Genomic DNA, 13,653 nt, shown 5'->3' with positions numbered 1-13,653 from the left:
TAGCAAGAACACTAGCCAATAGACAAATTGGGATGAATCGCGGTCTTTATACAGCGGCAACCGGAATGGCAGCGGGTCAGGCATGGCTCGATAGCGTGGCGCACAACCTCGCCAACGCCAGCACAACCGGATACAAACGGGACGAAATGGCCTTTCAGGAGAGCCTTTTGCGCGAGATGCGTGATGGCGGAGGAGAAGGTCGATTGCTCGGCACTTTACAAACTGGCCCCGAAATTTCTGCGACAGCAACCGTATTTGAACGCGGCGCAACCCAAACCACCGGCAACGGGCTGGATGTTTCGATTTCCACCGAAAAGGGGATGTTTGCTGTTCAAACACCTGGTGGCGTGATGTACACCCGCGCAGGCAACTTTGGCCTCGACGACCAACGCCAAATTGTCAACCCAAATGGTTTTCCAGTGCTTGATGCATCTGGCAACCCGATCACGGTGAGCGCTCCCGGCCCGGTTCGAATCACCAACGATGGATCGGTGACAGTGGGAGATCAAGTGCTCGGTAAGGTCGCCGTTTTTGATGGCGATTGGAAGAAAGCAGGCGATAGCTTGTTCACCGCCATTGGCAACGTCACCGCCGAACCCAATGCTGTTCTGACTCCCGAATCAATCGAGTCGAGCAACGTGAATGTGGTCTCCACGATGATCGAAATGGTCCAAGTGCAACGAATTTATGAGATGGCCCAAAAGAGTGTCCAGGCCCACGACGAAATGTCCAGCAAGCTGATTGAGGCTGCTCGAACCCAATAACACGACCCTTAAGGAGAACTGAAAGACTATGATGCGCGCTTTGATTACTGCTGGAACCGGAATGGTGGCACAGCAAACCAACCTTGACGTGATTTCAAACAACCTCTCGAACATCAATACGGTGGCGTTTAAGGGGATGCGAGCCGAATTCCAGGATCTGATGTACCAGTCGCTCAAGCCGAGCGGCGCGGAAACAAGCGGCACTGTACGTTTGCCCGGAGGCATCCAAGTTGGATTGGGTACGCGATACGCTGGCAACAGCGTCAACTTTAGCCAAGGTGGATTGCAAGCGACCGGCAATCCTTACGAACTCGCGATCACCGGCGAAGGGTTTTTCGCCGTCGAACTACCTGACGGATCGACCGGATACACCCGCGATGGAAGCTTCAAGCGCGATGCTGACGGCACTTTGGTCACCAGCGACGGCTACAAGCTGATCCCGAATATGTCTGTTCCAGCTAACGCGACCTCATTCTCTGTGAGCGCGAACGGAAACGTTTCCGTTCAATTACCTGGACAAGATCAACCGCAACTACTCGGGACGATCACTTTGACAACCTTCCCTAACCCGGCGGGATTGACCCGATTGGGACAGAACATTTATCAAGCTGGCGGCGCAAGCGGCGATCCTCAAACTGGAAATCCAGGCGAGAACGGTGCCGGTTCGATCCAGGGCGGATTCGTCGAGGGGTCGAACGTGTCGATCGTCGAAGAAATGATCCGCATGATCACCGCTCAGCGAGCCTACGAAATCAACTCGAAGGCTATTCAGACCGCCGACGACATGCTCAGCATTCTCAACCAGCTCAAGCGATAAACCATGAACGCCTTTTTGATTGCATTATCTGTCGCTACCGCACCTTCGGTCTCGGTTCGAGTCGATGGCGAGGGCTATTTACGCTTTATGCGAGACGCCCGGGTGGTTTATGCCAAGGAAGCGCGCTTGACCGTCGAAAACAATCGCCTTGTTGCGGCGGATGGAGTCGAAGTATTGCCTCGAATCACCGTGAGCAGCGCAGCAACGTCGCTTTCAATCAGTTTGGAAGGAGACGTCTCTGCGACGATTTCAGGTCAATCTGCGGTCGTCGGAAAGTTGGTGATCGCGGTGTTCCCAGCGAGCACGAGTTTAGAACCAAAAGAAGGGTTTTTGACTTCGGCGCTGAGACCAACGCTTTCCAATGCAGGCGAAGGCTTGGCGGGAGTCATCCGTACTGAATCGAACTCTAAACCGGTCACGACGCCGAACACCAACACTAACTCGAACACAAAGCCAGCACCCGACAAAGTGGTCAATAGCGCGGTCGCGACGAAGGTCGCGGCAATGACGGTTTCTGTTCGGCCAGAGAGCTATGTTAGCACTGAAACATTTTCACTTCTTGATATCGCGGAGCTCAATGTGCCGGCGGAACTCAAGGAGAAGATCGCCACCATTCCAATTGGCGATACACCAACCATCGGGTCGTTCCGAAAGATCGATATCAGCAGAATCGAACTCCGACTCCGAGTAGGCGGCGTCGATCCGAAGCAATTCAAGTTTGAGTGTCCGGCAAGCGTTATCGTCCGCCGCGCAGATCAAACGATTGAGCAGGACGTGTTCCTCGAGGCAGCTCGGGCTTATCTTTCGAATCAGGCTGGAGTTCCGGTCGAAATCGAAGACCTGAATCCACAACCGCCTTTGCGAATAGGGGTTGGAAAGGTGGATTTGGTCGCGACTCGCCTGAGCGCAAATGGCGACCGAGTGCAGATTCCAATCGAAGTTCGGTTGGATGGTCAGCGGTTTAACACGCGATCCCTCTCATTGCGCGTGGTCGGACTTCCACCACTGCCAGCAGTCGGGAGCCAAGTTCAAATTCAAGCCAAATCTGCAGGCTTAAAGGTTTCTATGTCCGGCAAGATCGTTCGCACTAGCGGGCTGAATCGAGTCGAAGTCCAAACAGCCGAAGGGGTTCATTTGGCTGGCCGAGTGATCGGTCCTGCCCTCGTCGAGGTTATTTTATGAAGAACACACCATTCAGATCTATGAGCGCGATCGTTGGCATTGCCCTCGCATCGTCCGCGTTTTCTCAAGTTATCGACAAGAACGCGACAACCGACGAGACCACTGGCTCGGCGTGGTCGGACCAAGTCATCAATCCTTTGCTCGATCGAACAGCGCGAAAGGTCGGCGACCTGATCACGATCTTGATCAGTGAATCTAGCGTGGCGAGTTTCGCAGCAACAACAAGCACGAGCAAAACCGACGACAACAGCGTCGGTCAGTCGGTGCTTAAAGGCCTGTTCAGTTTTCTTGATCTTGGTACGAACAAGACAACGAATTCGAGCGGAAAGTCGAATGGCACCGGAACGACCACGCAAAATGGCACCCTCCGTGCGCGGCTAACCGCAGAAGTGATTTCCGTTTCCCCCAACGGCAACTTGGTCATCGAAGGTCGGCGGTTGATTCAAGTCAACAAAGACACTCAGACCTTTAAGCTGACTGGCGTTATTCGCCGGGACGATATCTCGCCAGATAACACAGTTCTGAGCGAGTCGATTGCACAAGCTGAAATCCGATTTGCTGGCAAAGGTCAGATCGCTGATCGCCAACGCCGCGGGATTCTGACCCAAATGCTGGATTGGTTGTTCTGATGAAGTTTCACAAGCTATTTCTCTTCGCGATTTTCTTGGGGCTTACGCACCAAACCGTCCACGCTCAGGCGGGCGGCGGCACGGTGACTCCAATCGACGGACCAAGTGCCTCTGACCTCAATGCGGCGCTCGAGATCGAGAAAAACGGTATTGAAGTTCGCATCAAAGATGTCGCCCGGTTCCGCGGTGTCCGCCGAAACCAGATCATGGGTTATGGCCTGATCGTGGGATTGGAAGGCACTGGAGATACGAAGAAGACGCCATTCACCGCGACGCTCTTGGCGAACGCGATGAAGAACTTTGGCACGATGATCGATCCAACTCAGCTGGACGCGAAGAACGTGGCGACAGTAGCGATTACGGCAGATCTTCCGCCGTTTTCTTCCCCTGGTAATGCACTCGATGTCACTGTGCAGAGCATCGGTGATGCGAAGTCGCTGCAAGGTGGCTATTTGTTGCAGGCACCGCTCTATGGCGCCAGTGATAAGGAGAACGCGATCGCGGTGGCACAAGGAGCCGTGAGCATCGGTGGGTTCAACGTGAGTTCGGGCGGTGCTTCGGTCCAAAAGAACCATGTGAACGTGGGTCGAGTTATCTCCGGAGCGATTATCGAACGGACGATTCCGTTCCAATTGGTTTATTCAGGCAGGATGTATGTCGAGCTCGACGAAGGTGATTTGACCACTGCAAACCGTGTTGCATCCCGAATTCGAGAATTGCGCCCTGAACTGAACCCATCTGCCATTGATGGCGGGACGATCCAATTGAATCTCCCGCAAGGTTGGGATCCTGTTCAGACCATGAGCATGGTGGAGACCATGACCGTGAAGGTGGATATTCCGGCACTTGTGGTTGTCAACGAGCGCACGGGAACGATCGTAATGGGTGCAAATGTGAAGCTCGGCCCGGCTGTTGTTAGCCAAGGCTCGCTGCAGATTGTGATCCAAGACTACAACGATATCAGTCAGCCAAATCCGTTGAGCAATGGCACTACACAACCGGTGAAGAACACCGAGGTAGGTGCGACCGAAGACACCGCCCAAGTCGGGATGATCGGCCCTGTGACGACCATCGCTGACCTGGCACGTGTGTTCCAAGCGCTCAAGGTTTCGCCACGCGACATCATTTCAATCCTACAAGCACTGAAGGAGCAAGGCTCGCTCAAGGCAAGGATCAAGGTGCAGTGATGAGTAGCCTCGACCTAAGCCGAATCCAATCGGCAGTGAACCAGCTTGAGAACAGAGGGCGCAAGCTCCTGGAGATCAAAGGGAGCAACCCTTTCACTTTGTTCGAAGGTGACTTGAGCAAAGCTGCACAGGAGGAAGTCGCGAAGCTGAAAAAGGCTGCCAGCGAGACAGAAGCGTACTTTGCAAAGGACTTGCTGAAGGAGATGTTGCCAAAGGGGTTTGGTGGCGAAGGTCCGATGGGCGACTTCACGAGCGAGCAGTTTATGAACGCAATCTCTGAGCAGATCGGTAAATCCGGTTCGCTGGGGATCGCAAAGATGTTGAGCAACAAGCTCAGCGAGAGCATTTATCGGCAAGAGGCTGGAAGGCTGATCTTGTCGCGACAAGACAATCAGGAAAAAACAAAATCATGAAATCACGAGACCTCCAGCGCATCTGGTGGGATTGGCTGAGCACGGCAGAGCGGATCAACCGCACATTGGCCGAGCAGACCGCCGCCCTCACCCTGCGCGAAGTTGGAAGAATTGAGAGCATCCAGGAAGACATCACAAGTCAATCGCTGGTGCTGAACGAAATCGACAAGAAAGCCGTGGCCGCAACGCAAGAGCTGGCCGGAGAACTAGGTGTGATGCCTGGTCTTCGAAGCATCGTTGAGGCGCTGTCCCCAGCCGAAGCACGTCAAGTCGAATCGTTGGCAAAGCGCGTTGAAATCGTGGGTGAAAACCTGAAGGAACGATTGGACCGCAATCGAAAGCTGATTGAGAGCGAACTGACTTACGTTGGCGGCACTCTGGCGCTGATCGCCAAAGTGGCTCAAGAGCAGCAGACACCGTTTGCCGTGGCTCAGGTTGGCGCGGTACTGATGGACCAAGTCGCTTAAGCCAGAAACTGAGGAAACACCAAGATGCCCGGCGCCTTTCACGGATTAGGAATTGCAACCTCTGCATTGCGAGCTTTTCAGCGCGCGATTGAGGTCACTGGTAACAACATCTCGAACGCGAACACCAAAGGGTATTCGCGTCAGCGGATCGAGTTGCAATCCTCGACTCCTCTCGACTTCTTTAGCACGCGATATTCTGAGCTGGGGACTGGTGTCTCTGTCCAGTCAATCAATCGCGCTCGAGAGATGTTCTTGGAGGCCAGGATGCAATCGTCCCTGGGCAACAGCGGTCGGTACAGTGCCTACGCAGATGGCTTGAGGCAAGTTGAAGCGGTGTATAACGAGCCGGGAGATTCCGGGATCGCGAACGCTTTGGATCAGATGTTCAACGCTTGGTCTGCGGTGGCGAGTAACCCGAGTGATTCGGCTTCTCGGCAACAGCTCGTGAATGCCGCATCATTGCTCACTTCTCGTGTCCGCGACACCTACAAGAATCTGAGCACGCTCGAAGATCAAGTGCATCAGACGGTGACCGCGAATGTCGAATCGGTGAACAACATTGGTGCACGGCTCGCGCAACTCAACGGCGAAATCCGCGCCGCATCGGTCGCTGGTGGATCGCCAAACAGTCTTCTCGACGAGCGTGACGGCTTGGTGCGAGACCTCAGCAAGCTGATCGGAGTCTCGACAACGATCGGTAGCGATGGAACGATGGCTGTTTATGCGGGCAACTATCCTCTCGTTTTGGGAAGTGACGTCAACAATATTCCGAACACCTTTGATGCCGGCTCTCAAACTTTTACGGCGAACGGAGTGTCGTTTGTAGTTCGTGGTGGGGAGATCATGGGCAATCTGTCCACTTTGCAACGACTCGCATCGGCAAAGAGCGAACTAGACACTTTGGCCAACACGATGAAGACGCAATTCAATGCGCTTCACTCCACCGGAACAAACCTTCTCGGGAATACGGGCGTGAACTTCTTCAAGGACACGGTGAGCCCAACGCCACAAACTGGCGCCATCGACTTTGAAGTCGATGCGGCCATCTTGGCAAACCCTCGCGCGATTGCAGCAGGAACCAGCGGAGCAGCTGGTGATGGCACTTTGGCATTGCAGCTGTCGCAGATGAAGGAGACCAAGTTCGCCGCCTTGGGCAACCAGACCATCCAAGGATTTTATGGGTCACACGTCAGCGGCATCAGCAAGGACATCACCTTTTTCAGTGCACAACTCGACACGGCTTCGGCGATTGTCAATCAGATCGACGCCCAGCAAGAGTCGATCAGCGGCGTGAACATTGACGATGAAATGACAGACCTCTTGCGCTACCAAAGGAGTTATCAAGCGGCAGCAAAGGTCCTAACGATCATGGACCAAGTAACCGAAGATTTAATTAATATGGTCCGCCGGTAATTCGGGAGTAATCGATGCGCATTTCGACTAGCCAAATCTACGAAAACTCGCAACGCACAGTGCAAGGCAACTATGCCGAGTACATGCGGTGGCAGAGTCGCGTGGCTTCTGGAAAGAAGGTTGAGAAGCTCAGTGACGAACCGGGCCAAGCAACGACTCTATTGCGATTGCGCTCGCTGAAATCGCACATCGAACAGTACAGCAAGAACCTGACAGTGGCGAATGACTACCTGAAGAATTCTGAACGTGTATTAACTGAAGTGAGCGAATTGGCCCAGAAGGGGTACCAACTGGCGATTCAAGGCGCGACCTCGACAATGGATCAGAATTCGAGGCAAGCGATTGCTGGACAGGTTGCCCAGATGCAAGATCGGCTGCTGGCGATCGCCAACGAAAAGGGGAACAGCGGCCAATTTCTCTTTGCCGGTCAGAAGACGGAAACCCAGCCATTCACCGTTGCAAGCAACGCGCTGGTCTATAACGGCGATACGAATAAAGTTTTGGTGGAGACCGCACCAGGCAAAACGCTGCAGGTGAACACTGCAGCCAGCCAAACCGTGGTCAACTTGTACGCTCAACTTGAGTCCCTAAAGTCCAACTTGACTGGAGGTCACATTGGAAATCTTAGTGGAATCGATGTTCCTGCTCTCGAATCTTTGAGGCAGGAAGTCACTCAGGCCCGCTCGGAGGCGGGTAACCGACTCTATGTGGTCACCAATCAGAAAGCTGATAATGACCGCAGGTCAGACGATCTCATGGAAGGGATCTCGGGAATCGAAGACGTGGATCTTGCTGAAGCTGTTTCGGAGCTTAAACGTGCCGAAACCGCCTATCAAGCCTCGTTACAGGTTGCCGCAGGCACACTGCAGCTAAGTCTGCTTGATTACCTTCGATGATGATAATGACTGAACTAACTACGCCGCGATTCGGCACTATTGAATTCAACGCTGACGATCTTGTCACGTTTGCCGACGGACTGATTGGTTTTCCAGAGACCAAGAAGTTCTTGATTCTCCAACACAAAGAAGGAAGTCCGTTTCGTTGGCTTCAATCGGTTGAAGAGCCAAATTTGGCATTTTTGATCGTCGATCCGCTGACGTATTGTGCGGATTATTCTCCTCAGGTGAACGCAACTTCGGTCGCCTCACTCGAATTGTTGGAGGAAACGCCACATCTCGTCTATACTATAGTGACCATTCCGAAGGGTAAGCCATCCGATATGACATTGAACTTGGCCGGTCCGCTGGTGATTAACGCCGTGAACCGAAAGGCAATGCAAGTCGTTTTGGACGATCCGAAGTGGCCACTGAAGTATGCGGTGCAACGGGCGCCAGCACAGGACAGTATAGCCGCATAGGAGACCTGCCGAATTTGGAGCCAAGGAGGGCGGACTGGGATGCTTGTTTTAACAAGAAAAGTCAATCAGAGCATTATCATCGGAGATGACGTCGAAGTAGTCGTCTTGGAAGTGCGAGGAGAGCAGGTGCGTATCGGCATCAAGGCTCCTAAGTCTGTGGCTGTACACCGACAAGAGGTTTATCAACAAATTAAAGACGAGAACGTCGCCGCAAGTGAGATCAGTACTGAAGACGTTCCTGACTAAGATCAACCGGCTTCTGTGCTGGCTATATCTTTTGGTTTATCCATCCCGCTTTCGTACGAGCGGGATGCGTCATTTTATTGGGGCAAAAATGGCCCTAAATTCCGGGATCATGTTCACCGTTCGGGGAACGATTTATGGCCTCGCCTTCGCGTGGTTGATCGTGCCGTCCAAATACCCGGACATTGTCATCGTGGTGCTTCCACCGGTCGCGGGCGGGCTCCTCTATGTGATCGCGCACATCTTTGTGCCTGGTCTTAAGATGCCTCAGCGATCACTGGCGGGTTCGGCGTGGAGGAGCTTTCTATTCTTGATGATCACATTTGGCGCAAAGATCATCAACGACGGGCTTGGACGACCTGCGCCATTTGCCTACCTGCTAGAAAGGTACGACATGTTATGGGTGAACCTCATGTTCCTCGGTATCGCCTGGCCGATTTTGGCGGGGCTGGATTACCTTGAGAATCGCCGATGATTAGCGTCGCGCCGCAACCAGCATCGCTCGCCAGTGCGGATTTCGAAGATCATCCGTAGCCACGCCCTTATTGTTCGTGCTGGAATGAATGAAGAAATAGTTCCCCATGTAGATTCCGGTGTGGCCGATTTTGCCGCGCTTCTTGTCCCAGAAGTAGAGTCGATCTCCGGCTTGGAGATCCTCAAGGCGAGTGATCGGTTTGCCGACCAGGGCTTGCTCTGCGGCTGTTCGAGGCAGATCAACTCCGATCTTGCCAAAAAGCTGTTGCACGAATCCGGAGCAGTCGATGCCGCGTTCGAGGTCATTTCCGCCCCACTTGTACGGCGTGCCGATGTACTCCACCGCGTAGTTCAGCACCGAAGATCGGCTCGTAGATCCGGCAGACCTTGAAGTGGCGGTGCCACGCGCAGGTTGGGTTTTGCCCGAAATCACGTTGTAGGGCAACGTCGCGACTTTTGAAGTTGAAATGTAGCCGTACTTACCGTTCTCCATCACAACGCGAGTGTAGGACCCGGTGCCAGTGCGCACGATCAGATATTCGTAAGCCTTGACCTTGTAATAGACCCTCGAGCGTGAGCTAGGACTGGAGTAGATGTTGGTCGCTGATGTCGATTGCCCCAGCCGTCCGAGCACCTTTTGTTGTGCCTGTGCGGACGATGATAAGCCGGCCAATGCAAATAGGATTGTGCCAGCGATTAATGCAGGAGACTTAGCGAAATTTACCAACTTCGGCATATTGACATTTTCGGGTTCAAAAAAGGTTCGCTTTAGGCCAAAACTTGTTTTAAGGCTCGTAGAATTTCTAGGCCGTCCTGCTTTCCGAGGTTCGCAGAGGTCGCGCGCTCAGGATGGGGCATCAATCCCAGCACGTTTCCAGCCTTGTTCACCACTCCCGCAATTGAGTCCAGCGAACCATTCGGGTTCCATTGGTCGCCAAGTTCGCCATTCGGCCCTGTGTACCGGAAAGCGACTTGGTTGTTGTCTTCAATCGACTTCAGGGTGTCTGCGTCACAGAAGAATCTTCCTTCTCCGTGCGCAATCGGGATCATCAGGGTTCGGTCCACGCCGTCTAGCCAGATGCTCTTTGCTTTATCCCGCGTGAGATACACGTCTTGACAGATGAACTTGTGGCCCTTGTTTCGAAGGAGCGCTCCCGGCAAGAGCCCGGACTCGGCCAGGATTTGGAAACCGTTGCATGCTCCGATGATGGGATTTCCGCGCTGTGCCATAGCGCGCACTTCGTCCATGATCGGCGAATGGGCGGCCATCGCTCCGCAGCGCAGATAGTCACCATAGCTGAAACCGCCAGGGAGGAAAACGGCTTCAAATCCGTTGAGATCGTGGTAATCGTGCCACACATACTCCGCCTGGATTCCGAGGTCATTCCTGAGCGAATGAAATGCGTCTTGGTCGCAATTGCTGCCCGGAAACCGGATTACCGCGACCTTCAATGCACGACCTCGAAGCGGTAATCCTCGATCACTGGATTGGCCAGCAACTGATCGCACATCGCCTTGATTCTGGCTTCGTCCACGGAGTCCATTTTCAGCTCGATCACCTTGCCGATTCGTACCTCATTGACCTCCTCGAAGGATAGTTTGTTGAGTGCATCAGCGACTGTTCGCCCAGCAGAATCGAGCAACGACGGCTTCAGCATGATGTGGACGCGGACGGTGACCATGCCAGAGATTTTGGCAGATCAACCCAACGCGATGGTAGAGGCTTGCTGGACATCGTGGTTCATCTGATCAATGAGTTCTTGCACCGATTCGAATCGTTGTTGACCACGAATCTTCTCAATAAACCCGAGTTCCACAGGGCAGCCATAGATTTCCGTGCCTGGGTAATCGAGCAGATAGGCTTCGATTGTTCTTGGCCCTTCCCCAAAAGTCTCGTTGGTGCCGATGCTGATTGCCGCCTTGTAGGGCACGGTCTTAACTCGGCACACACCCGCATAGACTCCGTCTGCCGGTAGCAAGCCCTGTGTGCTCCTGGCAATGTTTAGAGTAGGAAATCCGAGCGCTCTGCCCCGTTTGTGGCCGCTCACCACCACTCCTGCGATGCTAAACGGTCGCCCTAGGTATTGCTGCACTTCTTCGACCTGACCCGCGTCGACCATACACCGAATGAGTGAACTGCTCACCCGTTGCCCATTCACTGCGAATGGTGGAAATTCGACGGTATCCACTCGTGATCGAAGCCAGTCGGCATTGCCCTCGCGGTTCATTCCAAAACCAAAGTCGTGTCCAACGACCACTTGGTTCGCTCGCAGACTTCCGACCAGAATTTCATCGAAGAACTCGTGTGCGGTGGTGCGGCTCAGCCCGGCGTCAAACGGCAAGATCACACAAACCGAAGCCCCGGCCTGGCGCATCTGGATGACATTCTGCTCCAACGTGCCGATTTGTAGAGGAACATGATCCGGCGAGAGAATCGTTGCGGGATGCCGGTCGAAGGTGACGATGACCGAAGGTTGTTCGCGCTCGGTCGCTTCCTGGATGGTTTTCTGGATGAGAGCGCGGTGCCCCAGATGCACGCCGTCAAACGTTCCGACGACAACCGTGGAAGACTTCCAATCGGCCCGAATATTCTCGATCCCGAAATGGACTAGCAATTTCTACACGCCCCCCATGATTCGCTTTACCATTGGTGACATGTCCATCCGGACCGGATCTAGGGTCAAAAATCCAGTTTCGGTGGCGAATCTGGCAACAGCCTCGACGCCTTCTTCTTCGCTCAAGTGCCCACAATTCAGCGCGACACCAGCGGTTCTTGGTCTTGAGTACGTTCCACAGCAGCTTCCTAAATCTTCGAATAGCGCCGTGAGTTGCTTGATGGGCGGGATTCTAATCTCGGGAAACCGGAGAAGGCCCTCCTGTCCAGCTCGGTGGCAAAAGAGCAAATGCGTCGGCATGGAGCCTCGCAGGAGTGGCAGCGGCGAGGTGCTGGAAGGGTGGACGAGCGACCCTTGCCCTTCAATGACGATCAAGTCGGCATCGGCGTACTTGAGGCATTCGCGTTCAATCGCCCCGCAGGCAAAGTCAACCCGAATCCCATCGAGCGGCACTCCACTGCCCGTGATGCAAATCCCGATTTGTCCGGTTGCCACGAATGCGCAATTGAGGCCCATTTTGAGAGCGGCTTTTTGGAGTTCGAGTCCGCTCGTCATCTTGCCAACCGCCATGTCCGACCCCACGGTCAGGACTCGCTTTGCTTTAAGTGTTGAGGCGGCGCCGGTTGAAGTAGTCAATCCTGGCGGTTCGACGCGAACATCCCACACATACTGCCCATCGCGTTTTGGCGCATTGTAAGTCGGGCCGAGAACTTGGTGGAGTCCGTTGACGATACTCAAGCCGAGGTTCCAGGCTCGGTCAATTTCTGCGACATATTCGGGAGGAATCTGCCCTCCAGGAGGTGCGATGCCAACCACCAGCACATCGGCACCGAGCGCGGCTGCTTCATCCACAGTGGCGACGACTGGGCAGTGCCTCGGGATCTTGGTGACTTCTTCGGTGGTCTTTCCTGCGTAATCTGGGTCGATCGCGCAGATGATCTCTTGTTGGGAATACCGGAGCATCCCAAATCCCATTTTTCCGTACGGCTTATCCAGCGCGCCGGTCATGAATAGAGCGATTTTGGAGTCTTTAGCGAGCATCTGGGGCGTACCAAGCTCCGTGTCCAGGGCTCTCCGGCGGGACGACAACCCCTCCGACCATCTGTGCTCCGTCGCAAGGATCGGATTCGAGATTTAGCTGCGAATCCAGGTCGATATGGTCGAAAAGCTCACCGATGGCTGCGCCGGCGCTGATCGCGCAACTACACTCGCCCATACATCCGATCATCGTGCCGAGGCCGTTTGCCCTTGCGGCAGCCACGATTCGAAGCGCTTCGGTGAGCCCGCCGCACTTCATCAGTTTTAGGTTGACGCCATCCACGCAGCCCGCCAGCTTCGGGACATCGGTCGCGAAGTGACAACTTTCATCGGCATAGATCGGTAATGGGCGGCCTGCAAAGAGGTGTGGTAAGCCGTCTTCGTTCCCCTTAGCTAGGGGCTGTTCGACATAGTCACAGCCTCGGTCGGCGAGCCAGCGCATCATGGTTTTGGCATCCTCGACGTTCCAGCCTCCATTTGCGTCGACCCGGAATCCTACGTTGAACTTCTTAGCGACTTCAAGGCAAGCGAGATAGTTTTCTTGATCTCGGTGAATTCCATCTGGGCTACCCATTTTGATCTTGAGGAACTTGCCGCCGGTTCTCGCCAGAATTTCTGGAACGCGTTCCTTGATGATCTCGATTGGATTGATTCCGATGGTCACGCTGGTCGGCACGGACTTAGAGGAGAGTCCAAAGATTCGGTAGAGAGGCATCCCGCACTTTTTGCCCAACAAGTCCCACAGCGCCATGTCGAAGGCGGCAAGCGCTGAAGGATTCACCTTCATCTCGAATCCTCGGTTCCAGATCTGGTGGATGCTCATGTTCGTGAGCCCGGAATTCGCAAGTTCGGTCAGTTGTTCTTGCGCGATTGGCGCAAGGCTATCATCAAACCCTGTACCGGGCGCACATTCTCCTAGGCCAACATGTCCAGCAGCATCTTCGACTTCGACGAACAGGTTGTTTGAACCCGTGCTCGTGCCCCGACTGATGACCAATGGATACTTTTTGGTAAGCCGGAGTGTGCGAAATCGAACTTGCATGACTGCTCTAGT

At 54.1% G+C, this 13,653-nt stretch carries 18 protein-coding genes; 12 read left to right on the top strand and 6 right to left on the bottom strand.

The window, feature by feature from the left end:
• The first annotated feature begins 32 nt into the window (after positions 1–32).
• From J0L72_05785 to J0L72_05730, 12 genes are all read left to right on the top strand, one after another.
• A complete protein-coding gene (locus tag J0L72_05785; protein MBN8690286.1) occupies positions 33–764 on the top strand; it encodes a flagellar hook-basal body protein in 732 nt (243 codons plus the stop codon).
• A gap of 28 nt (positions 765–792) precedes the next feature.
• Positions 793–1,581 (top strand): flagellar basal-body rod protein FlgG, encoded by a 789-nt coding sequence (gene flgG, locus J0L72_05780; protein ID MBN8690285.1) that lies wholly within the window; start codon positions 793–795, stop codon positions 1,579–1,581.
• Between the two features lie 3 nt (positions 1,582–1,584).
• Positions 1,585–2,763, top strand: a complete 1,179-nt coding sequence (locus J0L72_05775) for a hypothetical protein (protein MBN8690284.1) — start codon at positions 1,585–1,587, stop codon at positions 2,761–2,763.
• A 20-nt stretch (positions 2,764–2,783) separates the two neighbouring features.
• Positions 2,784–3,392, top strand: a complete 609-nt coding sequence (locus tag J0L72_05770) for a flagellar basal body L-ring protein FlgH (GenBank protein ID MBN8690283.1) — start codon at positions 2,784–2,786, stop codon at positions 3,390–3,392.
• Positions 3,392–4,579, top strand: a complete 1,188-nt coding sequence (locus tag J0L72_05765; protein ID MBN8690282.1) for a flagellar basal body P-ring protein FlgI — start codon at positions 3,392–3,394, stop codon at positions 4,577–4,579. The genes J0L72_05770 and J0L72_05765 overlap by 1 nt, the downstream gene beginning before the upstream one ends.
• On the top strand, positions 4,579–4,992 hold the full coding sequence (locus J0L72_05760; protein ID MBN8690281.1) for a hypothetical protein: 414 nt from the start codon (positions 4,579–4,581) through the stop codon (positions 4,990–4,992). The genes J0L72_05765 and J0L72_05760 overlap by 1 nt, the downstream gene beginning before the upstream one ends.
• Positions 4,989–5,459: a flagellar export chaperone FlgN gene (gene flgN, locus J0L72_05755; GenBank protein MBN8690280.1), complete on the top strand. Its 471-nt coding sequence runs from the start codon at positions 4,989–4,991 to the stop codon at positions 5,457–5,459. Before J0L72_05760 ends, flgN begins: the two co-directional genes overlap by 4 nt.
• Before the next feature lie 24 nt (positions 5,460–5,483).
• The gene (gene flgK / locus J0L72_05750) at positions 5,484–6,872 is read left to right on the top strand and encodes a flagellar hook-associated protein FlgK (protein MBN8690279.1); all 1,389 of its coding nucleotides are present in this window, start codon (positions 5,484–5,486) and stop codon (positions 6,870–6,872) included.
• 14 nt (positions 6,873–6,886) lie between these two features.
• On the top strand, positions 6,887–7,768 hold the full coding sequence (gene flgL, locus J0L72_05745; protein MBN8690278.1) for a flagellar hook-associated protein FlgL: 882 nt from the start codon (positions 6,887–6,889) through the stop codon (positions 7,766–7,768).
• Positions 7,769–7,773: 5 nt separating this feature from the next.
• Positions 7,774–8,229, top strand: coding sequence for a flagellar assembly protein FliW (locus J0L72_05740; protein ID MBN8690277.1), 456 nt, complete (start codon positions 7,774–7,776; stop codon positions 8,227–8,229).
• A gap of 39 nt (positions 8,230–8,268) precedes the next feature.
• Positions 8,269–8,475, top strand: coding sequence for a carbon storage regulator CsrA (gene csrA / locus J0L72_05735; GenBank protein MBN8690276.1), 207 nt, complete (start codon positions 8,269–8,271; stop codon positions 8,473–8,475).
• Between the two features lie 109 nt (positions 8,476–8,584).
• On the top strand, positions 8,585–8,947 hold the full coding sequence (locus J0L72_05730; GenBank protein ID MBN8690275.1) for a hypothetical protein: 363 nt from the start codon (positions 8,585–8,587) through the stop codon (positions 8,945–8,947).
• Here the strand turns inward: J0L72_05730 and J0L72_05725 are convergent, their stop codons facing one another.
• From J0L72_05725 to J0L72_05700, 6 genes are read right to left on the bottom strand one after another with little or no spacing between them, the layout of a single operon-like run.
• Positions 8,948–9,682, bottom strand: a complete 735-nt coding sequence (locus J0L72_05725) for a C40 family peptidase (GenBank protein MBN8690274.1) — start codon at positions 9,680–9,682, stop codon at positions 8,948–8,950. It abuts the gene before it with no gap.
• Between the two features lie 32 nt (positions 9,683–9,714).
• On the bottom strand, positions 9,715–10,398 hold the full coding sequence (gene purQ / locus J0L72_05720) for a phosphoribosylformylglycinamidine synthase subunit PurQ (GenBank protein ID MBN8690273.1): 684 nt from the start codon (positions 10,396–10,398) through the stop codon (positions 9,715–9,717).
• Positions 10,395–10,628 (bottom strand): phosphoribosylformylglycinamidine synthase subunit PurS, encoded by a 234-nt coding sequence (gene purS / locus J0L72_05715; protein ID MBN8690272.1) that lies wholly within the window; start codon positions 10,626–10,628, stop codon positions 10,395–10,397. The genes purQ and purS overlap by 4 nt, the downstream gene beginning before the upstream one ends.
• Positions 10,629–10,646: 18 nt before the next feature.
• Positions 10,647–11,561 (bottom strand): bifunctional riboflavin kinase/FAD synthetase, encoded by a 915-nt coding sequence (locus J0L72_05710; GenBank protein MBN8690271.1) that lies wholly within the window; start codon positions 11,559–11,561, stop codon positions 10,647–10,649.
• Between the two features lie 3 nt (positions 11,562–11,564).
• Entirely contained in the window at positions 11,565–12,569 is a 1,005-nt protein-coding gene (locus J0L72_05705; protein ID MBN8690270.1) for a DUF1611 domain-containing protein, read from the bottom strand.
• 22 nt (positions 12,570–12,591) lie between these two features.
• Positions 12,592–13,641 (bottom strand): dipeptide epimerase, encoded by a 1,050-nt coding sequence (locus J0L72_05700; GenBank protein MBN8690269.1) that lies wholly within the window; start codon positions 13,639–13,641, stop codon positions 12,592–12,594.
• Positions 13,642–13,653: the final 12 nt, after the last annotated feature.

This window comes from Armatimonadota bacterium (assembly GCA_017303935.1).
Taxonomy (GTDB): domain Bacteria; phylum Armatimonadota; class Fimbriimonadia; order Fimbriimonadales; family Fimbriimonadaceae; genus JAFLBD01.
The sequence above is the reverse complement of the archived record's forward strand: the minus strand, read 5'-3'. Positions and strand labels throughout refer to the sequence as shown.

Coding starts and splice junctions, on each gene's coding strand:
- J0L72_05785 (MBN8690286.1), top strand. CDS start 33: ATGAATCGCGGTCTTTATACAGCGGCAACCGGAATGGCAGCGGGTCAG.
- flgG (MBN8690285.1), top strand. CDS start 793: ATGATGCGCGCTTTGATTACTGCTGGAACCGGAATGGTGGCACAGCAA.
- J0L72_05775 (MBN8690284.1), top strand. CDS start 1,585: ATGAACGCCTTTTTGATTGCATTATCTGTCGCTACCGCACCTTCGGTC.
- J0L72_05770 (MBN8690283.1), top strand. CDS start 2,784: ATGAGCGCGATCGTTGGCATTGCCCTCGCATCGTCCGCGTTTTCTCAA.
- J0L72_05765 (MBN8690282.1), top strand. CDS start 3,392: ATGAAGTTTCACAAGCTATTTCTCTTCGCGATTTTCTTGGGGCTTACG.
- J0L72_05760 (MBN8690281.1), top strand. CDS start 4,579: ATGAGTAGCCTCGACCTAAGCCGAATCCAATCGGCAGTGAACCAGCTT.
- flgN (MBN8690280.1), top strand. CDS start 4,989: ATGAAATCACGAGACCTCCAGCGCATCTGGTGGGATTGGCTGAGCACG.
- flgK (MBN8690279.1), top strand. CDS start 5,484: ATGCCCGGCGCCTTTCACGGATTAGGAATTGCAACCTCTGCATTGCGA.
- flgL (MBN8690278.1), top strand. CDS start 6,887: ATGCGCATTTCGACTAGCCAAATCTACGAAAACTCGCAACGCACAGTG.
- J0L72_05740 (MBN8690277.1), top strand. CDS start 7,774: ATGACTGAACTAACTACGCCGCGATTCGGCACTATTGAATTCAACGCT.
- csrA (MBN8690276.1), top strand. CDS start 8,269: ATGCTTGTTTTAACAAGAAAAGTCAATCAGAGCATTATCATCGGAGAT.
- J0L72_05730 (MBN8690275.1), top strand. CDS start 8,585: ATGTTCACCGTTCGGGGAACGATTTATGGCCTCGCCTTCGCGTGGTTG.
- J0L72_05725 (MBN8690274.1), bottom strand. CDS start 9,682: ATGCCGAAGTTGGTAAATTTCGCTAAGTCTCCTGCATTAATCGCTGGC.
- purS (MBN8690272.1), bottom strand. CDS start 10,628: ATGGTCACCGTCCGCGTCCACATCATGCTGAAGCCGTCGTTGCTCGAT.
- J0L72_05705 (MBN8690270.1), bottom strand. CDS start 12,569: ATGACCGGCGCGCTGGATAAGCCGTACGGAAAAATGGGATTTGGGATG.
- J0L72_05700 (MBN8690269.1), bottom strand. CDS start 13,641: ATGCAAGTTCGATTTCGCACACTCCGGCTTACCAAAAAGTATCCATTG.